The sequence below is a fragment of the Flavobacterium turcicum genome (assembly GCF_011365745.1).
GTDB lineage: Bacteria > Bacteroidota > Bacteroidia > Flavobacteriales > Flavobacteriaceae > Flavobacterium > Flavobacterium turcicum.
In genome coordinates this window covers 267236-292415 of sequence record NZ_JAAOBY010000005.1, presented here as the reverse complement: position 1 = coordinate 292415, position 25180 = coordinate 267236, and the positions used below count along the sequence as shown (strand labels likewise).

The window sequence follows — 25180 nt, the reverse complement described above, 5'->3', positions numbered from 1 at the left end:
GCTTTTCGTGTGCCTCAAAGCGGGTGCAAAAGTAGAAATTTCTTTTTAACTATGCAAGAAAAATTTAAAGTTTTTTTCGAAAATGTTTTTCGAAAGTTTCTTTCCTTTTTCTCTCAATATGTAATAAGAACTCTGCTCTATTGCGGGGTGCAAAGGTAACATCTATTTTAACTCTGGCAAACTTTTTACAATCTTTTTTTAAAAATTGTTTCTTGGTTTGTTTCAGGTTTTTAGTAGAACGTTGCGCTGTTTGCGGGTGCAAAACTACAACCTTTATTCGCTTTTACAAGCCTTTTTTAAACTTAATTTAAAACTATTTTTTAATTGGCTTAAAATCAATAAGGTTAGATATGAAGTTTTTTTCATCGCTGTGATGATTGGGGCGGTTTTGCAGGATTGATAGGGGAATTGGGTGGTGATCGCAAGTATTTGTTCTTCTTTATATAGTCTTCACTATAGTTTTGTTTTCGTCTATATATATGTAGCTATTGAAAAATTCGTCTATCATACGTGAAACTCGCGTTAGGGATAGCAGCGGAAAGCCCACAGGCACGACCCTATTGAGGGAGTGGCGAGGACTTGCAGCGAATAGCCCGACGACTTTCTTGCTCTTGCCCTAACAAAAGGCAAGAGCAAGTAAGGCGGAACGCCAAAAATTTAGCTATTGATTTAATAATCCCAACGGCGGGTTTTATTAAGTTCTTCTTGCTCTTGAATAATTTCGGCAGGAATAACTTTAAGGAATGAAGGATGTTGTTCGATGGCGTACTCTACTTTCTCTACAATCTCTTCGATGGTATCGTTATCGTAATCTATTTCTAACGGCTCCTTAATAATGAAAGATTGTAAAATGCCCTTCTTCTTCATGCGAAGCCCTTTTTTGTCAAAAGAACGGCGGAAACCGTCAATCACTATAGGAACCACAATTGGTCTGTGTTGTTTTATGATGTGCGCAGTTCCTTTACGAACTGGCTTAAATGATTTGGTAGTACCTTGTGGAAAGGTAATTACCCAACCGTCATTGAGAGCGATCTTGATATTTTCGGTGTCATCAGGATTGATTTCTTTTTTCTCTTGAACATCGACTCCTTTTGCTCGCCACGTACGCTCAACCGATATTGCACCTGCATATGCCATAATGCGAGGCAGTAGTCCTGCTCTCATGGTTTCTTTTGCTGCTACATAATATATGTTCATTTTTGGCTGCCACAGATAACCGACATTTACAATATTGTTTTCGCGCCCGCTTAAGCTTGCGTTAAAAACATGAAACATAGCCACAACATCAGCAAAATAAGTTTGATGATTGGAAATAAAAAGTACGTTTTGGTCTGGTAGGTTGCGAATAATCTCGGAACCTTCTATTTGCAATTCGTTAAAACCTCTGTAACGGCGGTGCGTGACAGCGCCAAAAATACGAATTAACCATTTTTTGAGGAAGAGTATATGACCAAAAGGATTTCTTTTCAACAATCCCATAACTAGTATTTATTTAAATGATTTGAAAAGCAAACTTACAAAAATATATTTTGTTGCTGTTTTCAACTGCCTTTAACTACAATGTAAAGTGTTTTTATTTAATGTGTTTAATTAAAACATCTTTTAATTCACTGAGCATCATAGCCGTTGCTCCCCAAACCATATATCCTTCAACATTAAAAGCAGGAACGGTACTGTTTTTTACCGAAGAAGTGTCCAGATTTGTGGTCACGACAATAGCATCGTCTAAAAATACTTGTAATGGTAATTCGATTATGCCTGCTACTTCACTGGCTTGGGGCGCAAATACCAACTCTTGTTTGCTAATCCCCAAAAAAGGATGCACCAAAAAATTGCTTGGCGGAATGTACAAACTAGTAAAAGGTTTAACGATTTCAATATAATCCATGACTACTCCTATTTCCTCTTCTGTTTCGCGCAAGGCAGTAAAAGCAAAATCAGGATCATCCAATTCAAATTTGCCTCCCGGAAAAGCAATTTGAGAAGAATGAACTCCATTGTATGAATTTCTGAGGATCAAAACCAAATGAGTAATTCCGTCTTTTGGATACAAAAGCATCATGACCGCTGCCTGTTTTGGATTTATTTGTTGCGAAGACCACTCTGTTAAAGATGGAATGCGTTCAACAGGAGCCATTTTGATATGCGCATCGAACGCAGGCAATTCAGCTTGAGCTAATTGTGGAACAAATTGTAATAAATATTGAAAATCCATAATCAAATTCTATTTTTGTAGATTGAAAAATAAGCCTAAATGTAGTTCACAAATTAGAACTGCACAAGAAATAAAAGGGAACAAAAAACAATTGATATGTATAGTAAAGAAGAAACACAACGATTGAAGCGCGAATTTTGGGTAGCATTTGCAGAAAAATATCCAAGAAAATGGGTTTTGTACGATACTAAAATCAAAGATTTCTCTTTTAAATTTTACGTTGACAATAAAAAAGCCCAAGTTTTAATTGACATTGAACCCAGAAGTACTGAAAAACGTATTGCTTACTTTGAAAAACTAGAAGCCTTGAAATCAATTTTAGAGGATGAGTTTGTAAAAAATTTGGTCTATGAACGCGACTACACTTTAGAAAGCGGCAAAACCATCAGCAGAATTTGGGTTGAATTGACTGGCGTTGGCGTAAGCAACAGGAATAATTGGGACGCTATTTTTTCATTTTACTTTGAAAAAATGAACGCCCTTGAACTATTTTTTCAGGAATACGATGAATTTATAAAGGATATTGAAATTGTGTAATTGCTTTAATTGCTTCCTTACATATTAAAGATATTGTAAACAATGACGCGGTTATCGTAAGTAATATACAATTGCTTGCGGTTGTCTTGTTTTTTTCTGGTAATTATGGATAAGGTGCAATCTTCACCTTCGTTGTTTTTACACGTAAAGCCATACACCAAATCAGTTTCATTTTCTTCTGCGGGATGGTACTCTATGATTTCAAATAGTTGAATAATTTGCGAATAAACTACAATGCGGCTTTTGTTAGTGTCTAAAGTTACTAGTAAATTGGTTAGATTTAAATCAGACCATTTTCCCCATTTCCCTTTATCGTTTTTTTCGAGTACACTAAAACCAGAGGTTTTAAATTTGTAGGTTTGCGCAGAAGCGGTAGTAATGCCTGCGCCAAACATTCCCACGAGAGCTAGTAATTGTAATTTAGTCATTATTTAAAAATTTAGCTGAGCTACACGTTGTTTTGCTTTTTCAAAATCGGCAATCATTTCGTCAATTATTGCTGCAGCTGGTTTAATGTCATGAATAAGGCCTGCAATTTGACCAATTTCAAGTTCCCCTTCAATTAAATCACCTTCAAACATTCCTCTTTTAGCGCGGGCCCTACCTAAAAGTGTTTGTAATTCTTCTTTTGTTGGTGCTGTTTCGTACAAACGTTGTACATCATCAAAGAATTTATTTTTAATTAATCGCACTGGCGCTAATTCTTTTAGAGTTAACTGTGTTCCACCCTCCTTTGTTTCAACTACAGTGTTTTTAAAATCAATGTGCGCAGATGATTCTGTTGATGCTACAAACCTACTCCCTACCTGAACACCATCAGCACCCAAAGTCATAGCTGCAAGCATTCCAGCACCGGTAGCGATACCTCCGGCAGCAATGAGCGGAATCGTAATTTTCTCTTTCACCATCGGAATCAAGGTTAATGTTGTAGTTTCTTCGCGACCATTATGTCCGCCCGCTTCAAAACCTTCAGCAACTACTGCATCTACTCCTGCATCTTGTGCCTTTAGGGCAAAAACGGAACTACTCACAACGTGTACAACAGTTATACCATTTTGCTTTAAAAAGGAAGTCCATGTTTTGGGATTACCGGCCGAAGTGAATACAATTTTTACATTTTCCTCAATGATGATTTTCATAATCTCATCAATATTAGGATAGAGCATTGGGATGTTTACACCAAAAGGCTTTGAAGTTGCCAATTTGCATTTTTGAATATGTTCACGCAAAACCTCCGGATACATTGATCCCGCACCAATTAATCCTAAACCACCAGCATTACTAACCGCACTTGCTAATTTGTATCCACTGTTCCAGATCATTCCACCTTGAATGATTGGGTACTTTATATTGAAAAGAGAGGTAATCTTATTCATTTTTTAAATTAAAAATTATTGTTTTACTAATTTTCCTGATACAGAATAGTCTGCGGAAAGATATCTGTAGAAATAAATACCGTTGGTTATACTTTGAAGATTTATATCTGTGGTCGATTGCGAAATAGTCAGCTCAATCATTTTTTGTCCCAAAACATTATAAACACTAAACGACCCATTTATAGCACTTACAGGAATTTCTAAAGTGACAAAATCCGGAGTAGGATTGGGAAAAACCGTTATACTTTCCTGACTGAGGGACGCTATACCTAAATTGGTATTGAGAGCAGAGGCAAAATCAGGTACACCAAAACCGTATTGATTATCAGGAACTAGAAATCTATCAGCAGATCGAATGATAATATCTCGAATTTCTTTGTTTGTTTTTTGCGGGAGCGCTTGCCACAAGCAGGCTACTAAACCCGCCATTATTGGACTTGAGAACGAAGTACCATTAGCTGTTCTAGAATTACCAAATTCATCCGAAACTACTGCCGCTTGACCTTGCGCCATCACTTCTGGTTTAATCCGACCGTCAAAAGAAGGCCCGATTGAACTAAATGAAGTTCTAACTTCTGATGAATTTACCGCACCAATTGCAAGTACAGAAATAGCATCAGCTGGAACGGCGATAGTTGGACTAGACGAATTACCCGAATTTCCTGCCGAAGTTACAACCAACATCCCTTTATCAAAAGCAATATCAGCGGCGCGCGACATGAATGCGGTTCTTCCGTTCATTTCACTATAAGTATGGTTGTAAGCTGGATTATCAAAATCAAAATATCCCAATGAAGTATTGATTACATCAACTCCTAAACTATCTGCTTTTTCGGCCGCTTCAACCCAAAGCGATTCTTCGACGGGATTTTCTGAAGATTCATTTTCGGTAATAAAAAGATAATATGAAGCATCGGGAGCAGTACCAACAAGCACATTTTCAGTATAACCACCCATAGTAGATAAAACTGATGTACCGTGCGAGCCTCCTGAGTAAAAGTTAGGATTACGTTGCACGTAATTGTATCCACCTAAAATTTGATTATTATCGCGCAAACGTTTAAAAGGTAATGCTGTGTTGACTCCAGGAAAACCTGAATCCATAACAGCAATTATTTTTCCTGCACCAGTAAAGTTTTGTTGGTGCATGAGATCACCTTGTAACATTTTAATTTGGTTAGAAGAAGATCCGTAGGCATATTCGACTTTGGTTTTTTCAGTTTTCAGTGTTTTTTTAGAAGTCGCTAGTTTCTTGGCACCGGAATTTTGATTTAAAGATTTATCTGCAAAATCAATACTTGAAACAAATGCTAAATTTTTAAGTGCGTTGATATTGGCTTGCGAACCACGAACATGTAACGCATTCAACCACTTTGACTGAGCGAGAATGCTGATCCCAATTATATTTCGAACTTGCAATCTATAAGCATTTTCTAAAGGCACATCGCGCAAATCCAACGCTATTTTTTGAGTTGACCTCCTCTCCAATGAACGTGGGGAAAGCATCTTTGTTGGTGTTTCAAGAAAAGTTGCTGCACTTGGCTTGTCTTTAAAGTAAACCCATGCATCTTGTTGCGCAAGACACGACAGAGAGATTAGGAAAAAAAATAGTAGGTAGCGCTTTTTCATCTTTCTTATTTTTTATAAAGATACTATTCTTGCATCAAATGAAAAAGGCAATCGCTAGAATTTCATTATGAAATAACTCCTGAGCCTGTTAATTCATCGTCATGATACCAAGCTGCAAATTGACCTTCGGTAATGGCAGATTGAGGTTCTTCAAATAATAGATACAAACCGCTTTCTAATTGATGAAGTGTAGCTTTTTGCAATGGTTGACGGTATCTGATTCGAGCCATCACCTCCATTGTATCGCCATTTTTTAGCGCTAAATCTTCTCTAATCCAATGAATTTCTTCGGTGGCAATTCGGAGACCTTTTTTAAATAAACCAGGATGCTGACTAGTCAGTCCGGTGTAAATAGTATTTGTATCGACATCAGTGGCAATTACAAATAAAGGATCGGTAGTTCCGCCAACGTTCAAGCCTTTTCTTTGTCCGTTAGTAAAGTAATGAGCACCTTGGTGTTTTCCTACTACTTTTCCCATTTGCGGATTGTAGTTTCTTTTGGCAGCATGATATTGTAATTCTTGTTCTGTTGTCCTATCCGCTGGCAATTCGGTTTGGTAGATTGGATCATTTTTGTCAACTTGAACAATCAAACCTTCTTTAGGTTGTAATTTTTGTTGTAAAAATTCAGGCAAACGTACTTTACCGATAAAGCACAAACCTTGTGAATCTTTCTTTTCGGCAGTTACCAATTCCATTTCTGCAGCAATTTCGCGCACTTCTGGCTTGGTCAATTCTCCGATAGGAAATAACGACTTCGCTAATTGCTCTTGCGATAATTGGCATAAAAAATAAGACTGATCCTTGTTATTGTCGGCACCAGCTTTTAATTGGTAAATAACTTGACCGTCTTGTTCAAATTCTGTTTTTCTACAATAATGGCCCGTTGCAACATAATCTGCACCGAGACTTAATGCGATTTTCATGAAAACATCAAACTTTATTTCACGATTACAAAGTACATCAGGATTAGGAGTTCTTCCTTTTTCGTACTCATTAAACATGTAGTCAACGATTTTTTCTTGGTATTGTTCGCTCAAATCAACCGTTTGAAAAGGAATTCCAAGCTTTTCAGCAACCAACAAAGCGTCATTGCTATCTTCAAGCCATGGACATTCGTTTGAAATTGTTACCGAGTCGTCGTGCCAATTTTTCATAAAAAGCCCAATCACTTCATAGCCTTGCTTTTGTAATAAATACGCAGCAACACTTGAATCGACACCACCAGAAAGACCTACAACTACACGTTTCATTTTGGAAAAATTAAAATTTTACAAGGGTGCAAAGGTACAAAAACATTTAGTACTCCTATTGCTGAAAATGGTGTTAATTAGTTTTGACTTTTACTATTTTTGGAAGCGCACTCATATTGGTTTCTTTAACCAATTTGCCTTTCTCAAAAAACTGCCACATTCCAGCTTTTTTACCTTTAATGAACGTGCCTTGCGAAACTATATTTCCGAATACATCCCTAAAAATGGCTTGTCCCTCGTATTGGTCATTTTTATAATTTGATTCTTCTAAAACAACTCCACGCTCAGTATATTTCTTGTACAGCCCATTTTTTAAATTATTTGTAAAAGTGATTTCTTCAGCCAAAGCTCCACTGATAAAAAAAACTTTCCGAATACCTTCGAGCTTGCCTTTTTTGTAAAATTCTGTAGTCATGATGTTTTTTGAGTCTTTGTGGTAGTAAGTCCAAACCCCTTCAAAAAGTTTGTTCACTACATTGCCCTCGCTCACTTTATTTTTATTTTGATCAAAAAATGTAGTGTACGCTCCATTGTCTTTTGTATTAAACTCTCGGGTAGCAATGATTGATTTTGCTTTGGTGTCATCATAAAAATAAAAAACACCCACCTCTTTACCATGCTCAAAAATCCCCTCGTAACGAGGCCGTTTGGATTGCTCGTAAAAGCCTTTCCATAATCCGTGCTTTTTGCCCTGCGGATCCATTTTATTAAAATCCGCTTGAGAATGCGCTATGCCAAAGGTCATTAAAAAAATGAAAAACAAAAAAATATTACTTTTAGACTTAATCATATTTACTATTATTTACGCTGTGTATAACAACTCTAATCTTCCGAATTTAGTACTGCAAAATTAGAAATTTCACATTCTAAATTAAAACTTTGATCACATTTAACTGATTCCATTTTTGAAACATCAAGCAAAAGAAATAAAAAATCAATTCTAACTTTAACTTGCTTTGAATAAAAAATAAAAAAAACCTCAATAAAATATTGAGGTTTTAAATTTGAACTTTACTGTTTATTCTTTTTATCAAGTGCTTTTTGTGCTTCGGCTTGTTCCATCACTTCTTGCAGTTTGCGCTGGAATTTCCCTTGCTTTTTAGGCTCTTTTAATTTATTCTCTTGAATTTGAGCATGAATTTTGTCTCCATCAATAAAATACTTTTTGATTACGATCATGATTCCAATTGTGATCAAGTTTGAAATAAAGTTATATAAACTCAATCCTGCACCATAACTATTAAAGAATAACAACATCATGATTGGAGAAACATAAATCATGATTTTCATCATCTTAGCCATATCTGGCATTCCTTCTTGCTGTGGTGCCGCCATTTGCTGATCACCGCTTGTCATTTTCATGTAGAAGAAAATCGCGATAGCTGCAAAAATTGGAAACAAACTAATATGGTCACCGTACAACGGAATGTGAAATGGCAACTTAACTACTTCATCAAACGAAGATAAATCGTCAGCCCATAAAAAGCTTTTTTGTCTTAACTCAAAAGCGGATGGGAAAAACTGAAACGAAGCCATCAAGAACGGCATTTGAATCAAAGCAGGAATACATCCCGCCATTGGGTTCACGCCAGCTTTATTGTACAATTTCATTGTTTCCTGCTGCTTTTTCATTGGATCTTTCTTAAACTTTTCACCCAACTCAGCAATTTCAGGACGCAATACTTTCATTTTTGCCTGTGAAAGGAACGATTTAAAAGTAATCGGCGACATTGCTAATTTAATCAAGATTGTAAAAATGATAATTGCAATTCCGTATGCAATGTATGATCCTAAGAAACCAAAAAGTGGCACAAAAATAAATCTGTTAATCCAACCGATGATTCCCCAGCCAAGAGTAATAATTTTTTCAAGATTCAAATCATAGTTTGATAAAGTCTTGTAATCAGATGGTCCCATGTACCAATTCAACTTATAATCAATTTCACCATTGGTAAAAGCCAAAGGCAAATTAGCGTTGAATGATTTAGTAAATGTAGTATCAACTTCTTCGTTAATAACTAAATTTTTTGAACTTACAACTGCATTTTCAAAAGGTGTTTTAGAAACTAAAATTGAACTAAAAAAGTGCTGCTTGAAAGCAATGAAAGTTGGTTGTTCCAATTCTTCTTTTTCTTCAGCGCCCAAACCTGCGTAATCTACTTTGCCGTCTTTGTGTTCAAAATAGATTTCAGTGTATTTGTTTTCGTAAGAAATACTTTTTTCATTTCTGAATGCTTTTAAACTCCATTCTAAGTCTAAAGGTTTTGCAGTACTGATTACTTTGTTTAATCCTTGAGAACGAATATCAAAACCAATCATGTAATCTTTTGGTTTTAAAATGTATTTATACTCTAGAAATTCATTAGCACCTGCTTTCAATTTCATGGATAAAATTTGATCCTCACCAATTTTCGTTAAACTCGGCTCAAAATAAAGGTCTTTTGTATTGAGGGTACGATTGTCATTAGTCATCAACTGTACATTCAAACTTGCATTATTGTCCTTAATCAATTGAACAATCTCGCCTGAACCTTTTTTGTATTTTTCAAAACCTTTCAAGGTAGCTTCTACAATGTATCCTCCTTTATTTGCAACGGTAAGTTTTAAAACCTCATTTTCTAGGGTTGTAACTCCTCCTTTTGCAGACGGTAAAGTAGCAGAATAGGCAAAACTTCCTAATGATTTTTGTAATTGTGCCAATTGAGTTGAGTCGCCTGTTGTTGCTACAGCCATTGCTGCTTTTTCAACTGCTTTTATTTCAATTTCTTTTGCTTTTGCTTTTTGAATCAACAATTCCTTTTGTGCTTTTTCAGCAGCAACTACCTTTGGATCGGGTTGGTTGGTGTACGTGATGTAAGCCAAGATTCCAAAAATCAAGGCAAAACCAATAATCGAATTAAGGTCAAATTTCTTTTGTTCCATTATAATATTTAAAAGTGTTTACACTGTTAGTAGCAAGTTGCAAAATTTGTTTCAAAAGCAACCTACTATTTCTTTTTTGCTTGCACCGCAGCAGCAACAAAATTTACAAAAATTGGGTGCGGATTAGCAACTGTACTCTTGTATTCTGGGTGGTATTGTACACCAATGAAAAACGGATGATCTTTAATCTCTACGATCTCAACCAATCCCGTATCAGGATTTGTACCCGTGGCCAATAATCCGGCATTATGCAATTGCTCTATATAGCTACTGTTGTATTCGTAACGGTGACGGTGGCGTTCAGAAATCGAATCTGTTCCATAAATTTTGTATGCTAACGAATCCTTTTTAATGTCGCACTTCCAGGCGCCTAAACGCATTGTACCGCCTTTATCTGTCACTGTTTTTTGTTCTTCCATCAAATTCACCACAGGATGAGCTGTGTGTGCATTCATTTCGGTTGAATTGGCATCGGAATACCCCAAAACGTTACGAGCGTGCTCAATAACTGCCATTTGCATCCCAAGACAAATTCCGAAAAACGGAACCTTATTTTCACGTGCATATTGTACCGCAGCAATTTTTCCTTCGATACCGCGCTCACCAAAACCTGGCGCTACTAAAATAGCATCTAAATTGGCGAATTTTTCTTTGATAGTACTCGCATCAATATGCTCAGAGTGAATAGAAATTACATTTACTTTTGTCTCATTGGCAGCACCTGCATGTATGAAGGCCTCCAAAATCGACTTATAGCAATCTTGCATTTCTACGTATTTACCAACCAAACCAATATTTACGGTATGCTTTGGATTTTTTAAACGCTTTAAAAATATGTTCCAATTTTTAAGATCGGGAGCTGCTTTTTTAGGTAAATCTAATTTTTTCAAAGCCACTACGTCAAGCCCTTCTTCCAACATTAAATTAGGTACTTCGTAGATAGTAGAAGCATCAATCGACTGAATCACAGCTTCTCTTTTTACATTACAAAACAGTGCTAATTTGTTGCGCAACTCCTCCGTAATTTCGTGTTCTGTTCTGCATACCAAGATATCGGCTTTGATACCACTTTCCATCAAGGTTTTTACAGAGTGTTGTGTTGGTTTTGTTTTTAATTCTCCAGCTGCAGCCAAATATGGCACAAGCGTTAGGTGAATCACAATTCCGTTGTGCTCTCCTAATTCCCATACTAATTGACGTACGGATTCGATGTAAGGAAGAGACTCAATATCTCCTACAGTTCCTCCAATTTCAGTAATTACAATATCGTAATCGCCCGAATTGCCTAGCAACTGCATTCTATCTTTTATTTCGTTTGTGATGTGAGGTACAACTTGCACCGTTTTCCCTAAAAACTCACCACGTCTTTCTTTTTCAATAACCGATAAATAAATTCTACCTGTAGTTACGTTATTAGCTTGAGAGGTTGGAACATTTAAAAAACGCTCGTAGTGCCCCAAATCTAAGTCGGTTTCAGCACCATCATCCGTTACGTAACATTCTCCGTGTTCGTAAGGATTTAGCGTTCCTGGATCGACATTAATATACGGATCGAATTTTTGAATAGTAGTGCGGTAACCTCTTGCTTGTAATAATTTTGCTAATGAAGCAGCAATAATTCCCTTTCCTAAAGAAGAGGTCACACCGCCAGTAACAAAAATATATTTCGTTTGATTCATTGTATTGTGTTTTGTGTTGTGTTTAGTGTTGTAGTTGTGTAAAAAACTTGGCAAAAGTACAAATTTAATTGGACTATTGGAAGATATGTTTCTCAGTTTTTATTGTCTGAAAAACGAGTTCGTACAAGAGTATTCTGCCAATGATTTTGAAGTATAAAAGTACCGTTACGGCTTTGGATATTGCTTTTTAATATTGCGAATCAAATCTTCTAAACCGTTTAATTTCAATTCATAGACCAATTGTAATTGTGCTCCCAATTCGCCTTTTGGAAACCCTTTATTGTTGTACCAAACAATGTAATACTCTGGAATATCAATGAGAAACCAACCTTCGTATTTGCCGAAAGGCATTTTGGTATGCGCCAGTTTTATAAGCTGTTTTTGATTTTGATCCATAGTGTTATAAAAAAGAAGCAAGAACTTTCGGTACTTGCTTCTTTGTTTCATTCTTAATTTTTTTTAAATCCAATCGAAAGTAATTCGTTTTTCGATATCTGGATGCAAACTCAAAAAAACAGGACAGGTCATTGCTGCTCGTTCTAATATTGTTTTCTGCTTGCTGTCATCCGTTCCTTTGAGTACAAAAACAATCTCAATTGCTCCTATTCGTCTTGGTTCGGCATTCATAATTTTAGTTACTTCAGCTATTGACCCAGAAAGATCAACTTCTAAATCTCTTGCTTTTATTCCCATGATGGTCATCATACAAGAGGCTAGCGCATTGGCTACGGTATCTGTTGGTGAGAACGCCTCGCCTTTGCCATTGTTATCTAATGGTGCATCAGATATAATTTCTGTTCCCGATTGTAAATGAATCGATGCTGTTCTTAAATCTCCGAGATAGGTTACTTTGGATGTCATTATTTAGCTTCTTTTATTGTTAAATCACTTTCGTATTGCAAAATGTAAATTCCTTTATTGATGAAAGCCCCCTCGTTGTTTTTATAAAACTCAAATTTATTATCCATTTGTTCTGTAGCGGTACTACCAACGGTTTCTAAATAACTTTTATCTTGTGCCAAACGCATCATTGTATCAAAAGTTACATCAAATCCTCGGATGGCAAAAACGCTCGGATTACTTTTATTTTTTTTCTTGAACTCTTTTTCAAAAATGGCAGCTTGTTCAGAATAACTTTCACGCGTTACCGAAGGATACATCAGTTTTAGCTTCACCAAATTATTGAAGTTAATTTCGTCCGTATCTAGCGTTTCATTTGGCTCTAAAATAACTAGCTGCACTTTATACGTTGCCATGGCACTCATGAGGCTTGCTACAGTTGATTTGATCATTCCTGTATTAGCCGTTTCCATGATCACATAATTGATTTTATCTTTTTTCAACATGCCTTTGATACTTTCTGTTGTTATACCTCCGGCCGCTGTTAAAGGAGCGAATCGAACATCAGGATGTGTATCAGTAATGTATTTAATCACAGAACCTTTCTTTTTATCCACTACAGCAATTATGTTTCCGCCTTTACTTCGCATAAAATCGAAAACAGCATTTTTAACCGCAACAGGATCCGGAATAGATTGCACTAAATTAGGATATGAAACTCCCAAATCTTTAGATAAAGGCGACACTACAGGAACTTGATTAGCTGCTAAAATTTCGGCAGCTTTCTCGACATTGTTTTGATAAAATGGTCCTATCACAGCATCAAAACTTGATAAACCTTCCGATTTAATCAAAGCTGCAACGGCAGTACTATTTTTGGTTTCTTGCGAATCTAAAATTTTAATATCCATATTCAAGCCTAAAACTTTTGCTGAGTCAATAGCCATCATGGCACCCGCATAAAAATCTAAAGTCATGTTCAGGAACTTGTCTTTTTTAATACGAGAACTGATTGAATTAACCGTGTCGTTTTCAATTTTAGAAATATTGAATGGTAACAGCAAAGCTAATTTTTTCTTAGCATTGCTTTTTTTGGTGATTGTTGCGTAATCTTTTTTCGCTTCCGCAGAAGCTGATATTGCTGCTGTTTCAGGAATTTTGATTTCCATCCCTACCTCAACTCCGTTGGCCAAAGCTGGGTTTTGTTGCAACAACTCCTCTTGTGAAATCCCTGCCATTTTTGACAAACTATAAAGCGTTTCTTTTGGTTTTACCTCATAGCTCACATATTTCAATTTAGCTACAGTGGCAGCCGGTACTGGAGCAGCAACTTCTTTTTTAACTTCTGCAACTGCCGTAGGTTTTGTCGTTTTATTTGTATTCCCTTTGATGGTTAATTCATATCCAACAGGCAAATTAGCAACAATCTCAGGATTTTTTTTCTCTAACTCTTCAACAGTCAGTCCGTATTTTTTTGCTATCGAATACTTAGTTTCTTTAGCAAGTACGGTATGAAAAATAACTGGCTCCGTTTTTTGTTTAGCTACAGCTTTAATTTCTCCTGACCCAGGAATAGTAAGAACTTGCCCAATTTGCAATCCTTCTGATTCTAAAAACGGATTGGCGGCTTTCAGCGCTCCATCACTAATTCCGTATTTTTTTTCAATGCCATAAAGTGTCTCTTTGGGTTGCACTTCGTGAGAAGTTACTTTAGCTTTTGCAACAGCGGGAACAACTGCTTTTTTACTTGCTTTTGTTGGAATAATTAATACGCTATTGGGTTTTAAACCGCTTTGAGCATCTGGATTTAACTGGTAAATATCAAAAGGTGTCACTTGATACTTCTGCGCAATTTGATTAATTGTTTCTCCTTTTTCAACCTTGTGAGTACTTGATTTAGCTTGTGCTTGACCATTTTGGTGAAACATCAAAACCGATAGGCAAATTGCAAAAAAATATTTCATTGTATTTGTTTTCTAAATTATTCAAATCTATTAATGAAGCAACGGTATCAAATTTTATTCCAAAAATCTGATACCGTCACTTGTTGTATTTACCAAAGAGAACTCAATTTTAATTTAATTCCGCGTGAAATTAATCTGGAAAACTACGTTTTTTTGGTTGCTTATTCCCATTCTATAGTTGCTGGCGGCTTAGAGCTAATATCGTATACTACTCTATTTACCCCTTTCACTTTATTAATAATATCATTTGATATTTTCATTAAAAACTCATAAGGTAAGTGTACCCAGTCAGCTGTCATTCCGTCTGTCGATTCTACAGCACGTAATGCAATTACTTTCTCATAAGTACGCTCGTCACCCATTACTCCTACACTATTTACAGGAAGTAAAATGGCGCCTGCTTGCCAAACTTTATCGTACAATCCCCATGATTTTAAGCCATCAATAAAAACAGCATCAACATCTTGCAGAATTTGTACTTTTTCTGGTGTAATATCTCCTAAAATTCTGATCGATAAACCTGGACCTGGAAAAGGATGTCTGCCTAACAATTCTGGATCGATACCCAAGGAAGCTCCTACTCTTCGAACCTCATCTTTGAATAGCATTCGCAAAGGCTCCACAATTTTCAATTTCATATAATCAGGTAAGCCACCTACATTATGATGCGATTTAATGGTTGCTGATGGACCTTTAACAGATACCGACTCAATTACATCTGGATAAATTGTTCCTTGAGCCAGCCATTTTACATCTTCGATAATTTTTGATTCATCGTCAAAAACTTCAATAAAAACGCGGCCGATTGTTTTTCTTTTAGTTTCAGGATCACTGATACCTGCCAATTCTGACAAGAAACGATCTCCAGCATCAACGCCTTTTACGTTCAAACCCATTCCTTTGTATTGATCTAATACGTTTTGGAACTCATTTTTACGAAGCAAACCGTTATTTACAAAAATGCAATATAAATTCTTGCCGATAGCTTGGTTCAAAAGTACCGCAGCTACAGTCGAATCAACTCCGCCTGAAAGTCCTAATACTACTTTATCGTCTTGTAATTTTTCTTTTAACTCGGCAACCATATCCTGCACGAATGCATTTGGCGTAAAGGTTTGAGGAACCTCGGCTATTTTTACCAAAAAGTTTTCGAGCATTTTTGCTCCATCCGTCGAGTGGAAAACCTCAGGATGATATTGAATCGCATAGGTAGTCTCGCCTTCAATTTTATAAGCAGCAAACTCAACATCGTGAGTACTTGCCAGCTTAACTCCATTAGTTGGAAGCGCTTTTATACTGTCGCTATGACTCATCCAAACTTGGCTATTTTCAGCTACGCCATCAAAAAACACTTCATCTTGTTTGATGAACGATAAGTTGGCACGACCGTATTCGCGCGTGTTAGATGCAGCTACTTCGCCTCCGCTAAAGTGAGCCAAATATTGAGCTCCATAACACACGGCTAACAAAGGAAGCTTGCCTCTGATTTGCGATAAATCAGGATGAGGCGCATCTTCGGCGCGAACAGAAAAAGGAGAACCACCTAAAATGACTGCTTTATACGGCGATAAATCTGTTGGAAAATTATTGAATGGGAAAATTTCGCAGAATATATTTAATTCGCGAACTCTACGCGCAATAAGCTGTGTGTATTGCGATCCGAAATCTAAAATAAGTACGTTGTGTTGCATGCGCAAAAATACTTTTTATATTTTGATTTGAAAAACTGAATTTTGAAAAAAATCAATTTCTTTGAAAAGAGAGATAAAAAATAGTATCGCCGATTTTTTTTAAACCCAACTGCAAAAAATATCGTAAATGCCAAAACAATTTAAGTAAACACAAAAACAAATCTAAATGAAAAATTCCATTTTTACAGGACTAATAGCCCTATTTTTATGTTGTACTTCGTGCAATGTAATAGACGACTTATTAACTTTTAACATTGAAAATCAAACTAGTTTTAAAATCGAAAGTGCCTTTCCGGTTGGCTCTGCCTTGACGATCGTAACACCTGAAGTAACTACCAACTCTAGCAGCACTTTTGAAAACAATAATACCAAAGCTGATTTGGTGAAAGATGTTAAAATCACCCAATTAAAAGTGAGTATCACCAATCCTAGTGGGAAAAATTTCAGCTTTTTAAAATCGATTGTTTTATATATTTCAACCGATGCAAATGACGAAATAGAACTCGCACAACTAGATAACATTAACAGCACGACCAATACATTAGACTTAATTTGCACCACAGCAAAACTAGATAAATATGTAAAAGCCTCGTCTTATAAAATACGAACTCGAGCAGTGATTAAAGAAACAATCACGGAGGATATCACTGTAAATGCAGCAATGAAATTTAGAGTAACCGCTGATCCTTTCTAAAATAAAAGACATAAAAAAAGACTCTTGAAATCTAAATCAAGAGTCTTTTTTTTATCTAATACTAGGACTACTTAGTCTTTTACCAAAATGATAGTCGCCTTAAAACCGGTACCTAAATTCCACTGACTGGCTGATATTAGCGCTCCTTTGTCATCATAGACCTTGAACTCGGCCGTATTAGGACCTGAACTTCCTTGATTAATCGCTTCGAAATCAATTTTATTAAAACCTTTTTCGAGTACGATTTCAAAACCTTTGTAGTTTGAATCTAAATACACTTGATTCTGAATCACCTTATCGTTTAAATACACACGAATTAAATCACCATCAACATAAGCCGCGTCACGATACATTACTTTGGCTGATACTGAACCTGTGGGAAAACTGCCTAAATCTTGATTTCGTCGGTACACAACCCCTTCAGGATTAGGTTCTTTTTTGTTGAATTTATCTCGTACAACATCTCCTGGATTAATAAATTCGTTTTTAGGGATCAATGATATTTCCTTTTCTGGAAGGCTGGGCTCTGTAACTATCGGGTTTGGGCTAACCACCTTTGGCGTGTTTGGCGAGCTGATAGGCGGGATGTCAATTTTTGGTGGTGCTGTTTTCTTTATTTTAGGTGTATTGTTCTTTGGCGGAATGGCTTTAAATTTAGAACTAAACTCACTCTGTGCCTGTCCTGAGTAAGACCATCCTAAAAGTAAGAGTAAAAATAATATCCTTTTCATAATATGCTACTAAACGTTTTTAATATTTTTTCCGGCCTAAAAATAGAAAATGAAATGTGTAAAATAAGGCCAATTGCTATACTTTAACTTTCATTTATAACTATGCTTTTCTAGTTTTAGTACCTGCGCAAAAAAAATAGGTTTTTCGATTCTGCTTATTTAGAAAATCAAAAAGGTGTTGCTTTGACTATTTTTTTTTTAATTGGTACCAAAAAGTATGCCATTAGAAACAATCGCAAAACTTAAAAATAGAAGAGGAAAGGCTATTAAAAGTAAACCATATCCTATTTTAGAGGCGCGTCTTTATTGAGAAAGTAATACTTTTGTAAATAAAATGTCCCTCACCGTATGAATGTTGTCCCAGTATCACCAAAATTGATTGCAATAGCACAATGGCTATTACTTACTTTGCTTATAGGTGGTGCAGCAGGATCCGCATCAGCTTTTTTCTTGGTGAGTTTAGATTGGGTTACAAAACTTAGAGAACTACAACCTGAAATTATTTGGTTGTTACCAATAGGCGGCTTATTCATAGGTTTAGCTTACCACTATTACGGGCAAAGTGTAGTTGCTGGAAATAATTTAATCTTACAAGAATACGATCAGCCCAAAAATACGATTCCTTTAAAAATGGCGCCATTAGTTTTAATCGGAACTTTGATAACACATCTATTTGGAGGTTCAGCCGGTCGAGAAGGTACCGCAGTGCAAATGGGAGCAGCAATAGCTGATCAATTTACACACGTTTTTAAATTAGAGGCAATTGATCGTAAAACGATCTTGATTATGGGAATTAGTGGAGGTTTTGCGGCGGTTTTTGGTACTCCGCTTGCAGGTGCATTGTTTGCTTTAGAAGTTGTTTATTTTAGTGGTTTACAACCAAAAAGTATTATTTGGAGTTTTATCACTGCTTATGTAGCGCACTATACCGTACTACTTTGGTCCGTTTCACATACGCACTATCACATTCCACAAGTTCCCGAGATCAGCATGAGCGTAATTTTTTGGGTAGTAGGATGCAGTATTTTATTTGGATTTGCATCAATGCTATTCTCCAGAAGTACAAAATTTTGGTCGCTTATATTCAGTTTAGTTACTTATTCGCCATTACGCCCTTTTATTGGAGGAATCGTAATTGCAAGCGTAGTTTATGCAATTGACACTACAAAGTACATTGGCTTAGGAATACCAATGCTTACGGGAGCATTTGTACAAGCAAATGCCATACAAGATTTTGCCATAAAGATTCTATTTACCAGTTTTACTCTAGGCGCTGGCTTTAAAGGTGGCGAAGTGACTCCTTTATTTATTATCGGAGCAACTTTAGGAAGCGCCTTATCTGTGTTTGTGCCTTTACCACTTGCGTTATTGGCAGGAATGGGTTTTGTTGCTGTATTTTCAGGAGCAACTCACACGCCTATTGCTTGCTCTGTTATGGGCATTGAACTTTTTGGTATAGAAAGTGGCATGTATATTGCGCTGGCTTGCGCAGTTGCTTACCTGTTTTCGGGTTCCGTTGGAATCTATAAATCGCAAATTTTGGGCGGACCAAAAATGAAACTTTACCAATTGCTAAAACTCAAATTTTAGGCTAATTACTTACTTTCAAAAACTTTGTTAATTGTATAAATGATTTCAATAGTAGCGCAAAAAAATGTAATTTCGCAAACTATGAATACACAAGATATACAAGCGATAGAGTCGCTATTGGCTAGTCCAAAAAAAATTGCAATCATTCCGCACCGTGGCCCTGACGGCGATGCTATGGGTTCAACCTTAGGATTGTATCATTTTTTACTCAAAAACAATCATCAACCCACCGTTATATCACCAAATGAATTCCCTGATTTTTTAGCATGGATGCCGGGTTCAGATACTATCAAAATCTACGAAAAAGATAAAATCAATTGTACAGCGATATTACAAGAAGCAGACTTGATTTTTACACTCGATTTTAACGCTTTTCATCGCACGGGCGAAATGGAGCAAGTGTTACAAACACTTACCGCTCCTTTCGTAATGATTGATCATCACCAAAAACCTGACGATTATGCAACGGTAACTTTTAGCGATACCGCTTATGGATCAACCTGCGAAATGCTGTATCATTTTATATCCTATTTAGGAAAAAAAGAAGATATTGACACGACCATTGGAACCTGCATCTACACAGGTATTTTAACCGATTCTGGTTCATTTCGTTTTCCAAAAACCACTGGAACTACACACCGAATTGTTGCTGATTTAATAGATTTAGGGGTTGACAATACAGCTATTCCTAGTTTACTGTTTGATAATAGTTCATACAATAGATTACAACTATTAGGCAGAGCATTGCAAAACATGATCATTCATCCGCAATATAAAACAGCTTACATAACGTTGAGCCAGCAAGAATTAGACGAGTTTAATTATATAAAAGGTGATACCGAAGGAATAGTAAATTACGGATTAAGCATCAAGGGCATTGACTTCGCAGCAATTTTTATTGAAAATAAAGATGAAAACATTATCAAAATATCGTTTCGTTCCCAAGGTGATTTTGATGTGAATCAATTTGCTCGCGACCACTTTAACGGCGGTGGACATCGCAATGCGGCAGGTGGAAAATCAGACCTATCTTTACAAGAAACGCAACAAAAATTTGAAGCCTTACTAACCCAAATAAGCATCTAATTCTATGAAAAATAGCAAGCCTATTGCACTCGTGATTATTATGTTATTGCTCATAAGCAGCTGCAAGCAGTCGCAAGATGCACGTAGACCAATATCGCATTCTTCAGGTAGTTTTATGAAAAAATCAATTTTGAGGAACAAAAAATTGGTAGCTACTGAAGAATTGCAAATCCAAAACGTAATCAAAAACAATCCCAACATTGTTTATCTCGCATCCAAAAAAGGCTATTGGTACAGTTACGAGGCTCGAAATACAACTGATACCCTCACACCAATAAAGGGAGATGTTGCTTTATTTGATTACGAAATAAAGGATTTAGCCGGAACTGTAATTTATAGCCAGAGCGAATTGGCTCCTCAAACCTATTATGTCGATAAACAAAATATCTTGATGGGATTACGCGATGGTATCAAACTAATGCGTAAAAACGAAAAAGTCAACTTCCTTTTTCCATCAAATATGGCATACGGATATCGCGGCGACAACAAAAAAATTGGAACTAATCAACCATTGATTTGTTCAGTATTTTTACGTGATTTCATGCCTGAAAACAAGTACAAAATGGCGATTTCAAACCCATCATCTACGCAAATTGACACTGTTATTAAACCTAAAAAAACAAAAAAAATCAAAGTTGGTACTAAACTTGCTACCGACACTTTAAATTAAAACAGAACTACAACAATGAAAAAAAAGATTTTAATTGCCCTAGTAGCTATTGCTAGTTTATATTCGTGTAAAGAAGATCACAACAATTTACCAGACGGATTATACGCTAAAATTGAAACCAACAAAGGCGAAATTATAGTTCAATTAGACTTTGAAAAAGCACCAATCACTGTAGCCAATTATGTGGCTCTTGCCGAAGGAAAAAATGACTTTGTAACTAATGAAAATTTAAAGAACAAGCCCTTTTTTGATGGATTGAAATTTCACCGTGTAATCGCTGATTTTATGATTCAAACCGGTGATCCGTTGGGAACAGGTTCGGGAGACACTGGATATAAGTTCAAAGATGAATTTTCAGATTTACGTTTTGACAAAGGTGGTGTTTTAGCCATGGCCAATAACGGTCCTGCAACTAACAGCAGTCAATTTTTTATCACCCATTTGGCAACGCCTTGGTTAGATGGCAAACACACGATTTTTGGACATGTCGTCGAAAAAGGAATGGACGTAGTCAATACAATTGAGCAAGATGACTTTATCAAAACGGTTACTATAATTCGCAACGGCGAAAAAGCTAAAAAATTCAATGCGGTAAAAGTTTTTACAGATTATTTTGCTGTAGAATCGGAAAACCAAAAGAAAAAAGCAGCTCTTGACGCAGAGAGTAAACGCATTTATAACGAGAAATACAAAGTTGTTCGCGAAGCTAAATTAGCTGAATTTGCAACACTAAAAAGCAAAGCAACCATAACACCAAGCGGACTAAAATATAACATTACACGTAAAAGCGGAGGTAAAAAACCTGCGAATGGTGCAAGCGTTTTTATTCACTATGCAGGCTTCCTTGAAGATGGTGAATTGTTTGATACAAGCATTGACAACGTAGCTAAAACTTTTGGAAAATACGACGAAAATAGAGCTGCGCAAAACGGATACCAACCAATTCCGTTTACTGCTGGACAAAAAGAAGGCTTAATACCTGGTTTTATCGAAGGAATTGAACAATTGTCTTTTGGCGATAAAGCGGTAATTTTCATCCCTTCTCGTTTAGGGTATGGAGCTGCTGGCGCTGGTGGTGTTATTCCGCCAAATGCGAACATCATCTTCGAAATTGAACTTTTAGAAAAAATGCCACAATAATATTAACACGAACCATGAACACTATGAAAATTAAATTGCTTCTTGTATTTCTTTTTGGAATCGTAAGCCTTCAAGCACAATCGGTTAAAAAACCTGTTCCTGCCAAAAAACCTGCAACCACTACTGCCGCAAAAGCAAAAGTTACTCCAAAAGTAGCCGCTAAACCTGTTGCAAAAGCAGCCGTTAAACCTGCAATAACAGATGCTATTTATGCTACAATTGCAACTAACAAAGGTGATATTGTATTGGAACTCGCTTTTAAAAAAGCACCCGTTACTGTTGCCAATTTTATTGCACTTGCTGAAGGAAAGCATCCTTATGTTACCGTTGAAAGTTTAAAAGGAAAACCGTTTTATGATGGTTTAAAATTTCACCGTGTTATAAATGATTTTATGATTCAAGGTGGAGACCCATCTGGAAACGGATCAGGTGGTCCAGGGTACTCTTTCAAAGATGAAATTACCGATTTAAAACACAATAAAGCAGGAACATTGTCTATGGCTAACTCTGGTCCCGCTACTAATGGAAGTCAATTCTTTATCACTCACAAAGATACGCCTTGGTTAGATGGCAAACACACCGTTTTTGGCTATGTTACTGAGGGAATGCCAATTGTTAACGCTATTGTTGGAAACGACGTAATCACAAAAGTTACCATCACACGCAAAGGACCTTTGGCTGAAAAATTCGACGCACCAAAAGTTTTCTCTGATTACTTTAAAAATAAAGCGGAAGACCAAAAAAAGCAAGATGCCGCCAATGCTGAAGCAAAAGCAAAACAAATGGCCTTTTTAGAACAATCTAAAAAAGCATACAACGAAAAATATGGTGCTGTAATTGGAAATAAGAAATCCTATTTTGCCAATTTAAAAACCACTGCTACGACAACTCCATCTGGCTTGATGTATGTTATAACTGAAAAAGGAACGGGAGTAAAACCAGCAGCTGGAACAACCTTTTACTTTCATTACGCGGGCTTTTTCGAAGATGGAAATTTATTTGATAGCAGCATGGAAGAAGTGAACAAAACATTCGGAAAATACGATGCCAATCGCGCTGCTCAAAACGGCTACCGCCCTTTTCCATTCGAGGCTGGTAAAAAAGACGGAATGATTCCTGGTTTCATTGAAGGGCTTGAAAATATGGGCTTTGGTGACAAAGCAGTTGTTTTTATTCCTTCTAACCTCGCTTACGGCGAACGTGGCGCAGGTGGCGTGATTCCGCCAAATACAATGCTTATCTTTGAATTAGAAATGCGCGAAAAACAAGAGTAAATCTTTAATCAAAATCATAAAAAACCCGCTTTAACATTGCTAAAGCGGGTTTCTCTTTTCTAAACTATTTTAAGAAGATTACTTTTTACCAAATTTCCAGTCAAATTCATCTTTTTGATTGATTATGGCGCCAATTTCAAACTTAACCACTTCATCAAATTCAGTCTGAAAAATCATCCAATTTTCTTCATTGAAATAATTTTCAAAAGTATCAAATTCTTCCTGAGTGAACTTTGTAATTGATTTTGCAGTAAGATCTTTTTTTACATCGCTGATCTTTTTGTTGATTATTTTATTTCCAAAAAGAAGCAATTCCGGACTTGAAGCCACGATATATCCCATTTTTAAATCCTCTTCAACGTAAAATGTCAAACGCATTTTTAATTTGTTATAAGCAAAAATAACATTATTGTCTTCGTCTTTGTAATTGCGATCCGGTTTCCCGTAGGCTGACGTCACATCAGTTTGTTTCATTCCGAAAATGAGCTTATCAATTCCGATTTTTGGATTTATTTTCATGTTTTTAATTTAATTAAAATTATCAAGTGATCTCTTCATTAGAAAAATCACCAATTTAAGACCGCAAAGTTCGTAAAGATTTAAGCAACTTTCACTATTTACTTTACCAATTTTATCCCAACCAAATTAGTTATTTCTTATAATAAAAAAATTTGACAACCATTGAAAAGCAATAAAAGCTATGATATAAATAGCACTAAAAATAGAATACAGCTCGTTTGTAGCAACTACGACTGCAATTGAGGCAAATCCTAAAAGGGCTAAACCAATGGCATAACTTGTAAAAAACAGTCTTGGTTTTGCATACAACTTGCCCAACGGCAGCATCATCGAAAACCCAAATGCGATCAAAACGGTACCCAAATTCATGTTTACAAACAATACTCCTAGACCAATGAGCAACAAGAGTAAACTACCGCCTACCCAATTGGCACATTTTATTTCTGTGCTAGTAAGTAAATGCTTGCCATACGGATTTAAGCGAAATAACAAATTACTCAAAGGTCCAATTACCCATGTGGAGAAAGCAAAAATGGCTAACAATACAATTATTGGTGACAAATAAGTATCTAAAACTTCATTCGTATTTGCCAAAGCGCGCAATCCTTTGGTAGATAAGTAGAAACCTATGATAAAAACCCACTGATTTTTAGAGGTCATGTTTTGCATCCAAAAACTATAACGCAAAAACCAACGGTATAAAATGTATTTGGCTTTAAGCGCCTCTGCCATTCCCGCTTGTGCGTACTCGGAGTTAGGATTATTTTTAAGTGATTCTCTAAAATGAACCAGAGCCTTTTCATTTTGACCTTTTTCAAGTAAACCCCAGCCATAATTGGCATGCGTATTGGCATTGTTTGGATCTTGTTCTAAAGCTTCTTCAATAGTCGCAAATGAATCTTCTTTTCGGTTGAGTTTTAGCAAGGCCGTGCTGCGAACATTGAGTCCTAAAATATGCGAGGCATCAATTGCGAGTGCTTGATATGCCGCTTCTAGTGCTGCCGTAAAATTTTTTTTTATATTCAAAATAAAACCTTGAAGCGCGTAATAATCCGGTTCATAAGGATCTAAAATCAAGGCTTCATTCAATACTTGCAACGCAGCATCTGGCTGACCTTTTTCTAATAAAATGCGTGCTTTGGTATGGTATAACGGGTCAAAATCAGGATCCAAACCAATGGCATCATTTACTATTGAAAGCGCTTCTTCAATGCGATCACTATCAATTTTAATTTCGGCCAACATCAATAAACATTGTATATTACCTGGCTCAATTGCCAAAACTTCAAGTATGCTTTTCTCTGCTTCGACATATCGCTTTTGTTGAAAAAGAACGTAGGCTCTTTCCATTATTACATCCGTCATCGGTA

Annotated in this window: 23 protein-coding genes; 7 read left to right on the top strand and 16 right to left on the bottom strand. The window is 36.3% G+C overall.

The genetic code is table 11. The annotated features are described in order from the left end of the window. Nucleotides 1–669: 669 nt before the first annotated feature. The gene (locus G9Q29_RS10755) at nt 670–1479 is read right to left on the bottom strand and encodes a lysophospholipid acyltransferase family protein (protein WP_166136993.1); all 810 of its coding nucleotides are present in this window, start codon (nt 1477–1479) and stop codon (nt 670–672) included. 94 nt (nt 1480–1573) lie between these two features. Further along, nucleotides 1574–2215 carry an NUDIX hydrolase gene (locus G9Q29_RS10750; RefSeq protein ID WP_166136990.1) on the bottom strand — a complete coding sequence of 214 codons (642 nt, stop codon included), beginning with the start codon at nt 2213–2215 and terminating at the stop codon, nt 1574–1576. Nucleotides 2216–2311: 96 nt separating this feature from the next. Between G9Q29_RS10750 and G9Q29_RS10745 the strand changes: the two genes are divergently transcribed. After that, complete coding sequence (locus tag G9Q29_RS10745) at nt 2312–2752, top strand: DUF4268 domain-containing protein (RefSeq protein ID WP_166136987.1); 441 nt, start codon at nt 2312–2314, stop codon at nt 2750–2752. 17 nt (nt 2753–2769) lie between these two features. On the opposite strand, the gene G9Q29_RS10740 is transcribed toward G9Q29_RS10745, so the two are convergent. From G9Q29_RS10740 to guaA, 11 genes are all read right to left on the bottom strand, one after another. Beyond that, on the bottom strand, nt 2770–3180 hold the full coding sequence (locus G9Q29_RS10740; protein WP_317164740.1) for a hypothetical protein: 411 nt from the start codon (nt 3178–3180) through the stop codon (nt 2770–2772). Between the two features lie 3 nt (nt 3181–3183). Further along, nucleotides 3184–4128 (bottom strand): NAD(P)H-dependent flavin oxidoreductase, encoded by a 945-nt coding sequence (locus G9Q29_RS10735; protein WP_166136984.1) that lies wholly within the window; start codon nt 4126–4128, stop codon nt 3184–3186. 15 nt (nt 4129–4143) lie between these two features. Continuing rightward, complete coding sequence (locus tag G9Q29_RS10730; RefSeq protein ID WP_166136981.1) at nt 4144–5757, bottom strand: S8 family serine peptidase; 1614 nt, start codon at nt 5755–5757, stop codon at nt 4144–4146. A gap of 65 nt (nt 5758–5822) precedes the next feature. Further along, entirely contained in the window at nt 5823–7010 is a 1188-nt protein-coding gene (gene mnmA, locus G9Q29_RS10725; protein WP_166136978.1) for a tRNA 2-thiouridine(34) synthase MnmA, read from the bottom strand. A 73-nt stretch (nt 7011–7083) separates the two neighbouring features. After that, entirely contained in the window at nt 7084–7800 is a 717-nt protein-coding gene (locus G9Q29_RS10720; protein WP_225872926.1) for a toxin-antitoxin system YwqK family antitoxin, read from the bottom strand. Between the two features lie 221 nt (nt 7801–8021). Beyond that, the gene (gene yidC, locus G9Q29_RS10715) at nt 8022–9932 is read right to left on the bottom strand and encodes a membrane protein insertase YidC (protein WP_166136975.1); all 1911 of its coding nucleotides are present in this window, start codon (nt 9930–9932) and stop codon (nt 8022–8024) included. Nucleotides 9933–9997: 65 nt separating this feature from the next. Beyond that, entirely contained in the window at nt 9998–11611 is a 1614-nt protein-coding gene (locus G9Q29_RS10710) for a CTP synthase (protein WP_166136972.1), read from the bottom strand. A gap of 165 nt (nt 11612–11776) precedes the next feature. Next, entirely contained in the window at nt 11777–12007 is a 231-nt protein-coding gene (locus G9Q29_RS10705; protein WP_166137017.1) for a DUF3820 family protein, read from the bottom strand. 63 nt (nt 12008–12070) lie between these two features. Beyond that, nucleotides 12071–12472, bottom strand: coding sequence for an OsmC family protein (locus G9Q29_RS10700; protein ID WP_166136969.1), 402 nt, complete (start codon nt 12470–12472; stop codon nt 12071–12073). After that, nucleotides 12472–14415 carry a LysM peptidoglycan-binding domain-containing protein gene (locus tag G9Q29_RS10695; protein WP_166136966.1) on the bottom strand — a complete coding sequence of 648 codons (1944 nt, stop codon included), beginning with the start codon at nt 14413–14415 and terminating at the stop codon, nt 12472–12474. The genes G9Q29_RS10700 and G9Q29_RS10695 overlap by 1 nt, the downstream gene beginning before the upstream one ends. Nucleotides 14416–14576: 161 nt before the next feature. Then, entirely contained in the window at nt 14577–16106 is a 1530-nt protein-coding gene (guaA, locus tag G9Q29_RS10690) for a glutamine-hydrolyzing GMP synthase (protein ID WP_166136962.1), read from the bottom strand. A 166-nt stretch (nt 16107–16272) separates the two neighbouring features. On the opposite strand from guaA, the gene G9Q29_RS10685 reads away from it, so the two are divergent. Beyond that, nucleotides 16273–16800, top strand: a complete 528-nt coding sequence (locus tag G9Q29_RS10685; RefSeq protein WP_166136959.1) for a hypothetical protein — start codon at nt 16273–16275, stop codon at nt 16798–16800. A gap of 71 nt (nt 16801–16871) precedes the next feature. Here the strand turns inward: G9Q29_RS10685 and G9Q29_RS10680 are convergent, their stop codons facing one another. Then, nucleotides 16872–17531 (bottom strand): hypothetical protein, encoded by a 660-nt coding sequence (locus G9Q29_RS10680; protein WP_166136956.1) that lies wholly within the window; start codon nt 17529–17531, stop codon nt 16872–16874. A gap of 348 nt (nt 17532–17879) precedes the next feature. Between G9Q29_RS10680 and G9Q29_RS10675 the strand changes: the two genes are divergently transcribed. The 5 genes from G9Q29_RS10675 to G9Q29_RS10655 all read left to right on the top strand — a co-directional run bounded on the left by G9Q29_RS10675 (nt 17880) and on the right by G9Q29_RS10655 (nt 23291). Then, complete coding sequence (locus G9Q29_RS10675) at nt 17880–19121, top strand: chloride channel protein (RefSeq protein WP_166136953.1); 1242 nt, start codon at nt 17880–17882, stop codon at nt 19119–19121. Between the two features lie 81 nt (nt 19122–19202). Next, nucleotides 19203–20207: a DHH family phosphoesterase gene (locus G9Q29_RS10670; RefSeq protein ID WP_166136950.1), complete on the top strand. Its 1005-nt coding sequence runs from the start codon at nt 19203–19205 to the stop codon at nt 20205–20207. Between the two features lie 4 nt (nt 20208–20211). After that, nucleotides 20212–20877: a gliding motility-associated peptidyl-prolyl isomerase GldI gene (gene gldI, locus G9Q29_RS10665; protein WP_166136947.1), complete on the top strand. Its 666-nt coding sequence runs from the start codon at nt 20212–20214 to the stop codon at nt 20875–20877. Nucleotides 20878–20892: 15 nt separating this feature from the next. Next, entirely contained in the window at nt 20893–22017 is a 1125-nt protein-coding gene (locus tag G9Q29_RS10660) for a peptidylprolyl isomerase (RefSeq protein ID WP_166136944.1), read from the top strand. Nucleotides 22018–22040: 23 nt separating this feature from the next. After that, nucleotides 22041–23291: a peptidylprolyl isomerase gene (locus tag G9Q29_RS10655; RefSeq protein WP_166136941.1), complete on the top strand. Its 1251-nt coding sequence runs from the start codon at nt 22041–22043 to the stop codon at nt 23289–23291. A gap of 78 nt (nt 23292–23369) precedes the next feature. Here G9Q29_RS10655 and G9Q29_RS10650 read toward each other — a convergent pair whose 3' ends face one another. Next, the gene (locus G9Q29_RS10650; RefSeq protein ID WP_166136938.1) at nt 23370–23810 is read right to left on the bottom strand and encodes a hypothetical protein; all 441 of its coding nucleotides are present in this window, start codon (nt 23808–23810) and stop codon (nt 23370–23372) included. 126 nt (nt 23811–23936) lie between these two features. Next, nucleotides 23937–25175, bottom strand: coding sequence for a tetratricopeptide repeat protein (locus G9Q29_RS10645; RefSeq protein WP_166136935.1), 1239 nt, complete (start codon nt 25173–25175; stop codon nt 23937–23939). Between the last annotated feature and the right edge of the window lie 5 nt (nt 25176–25180).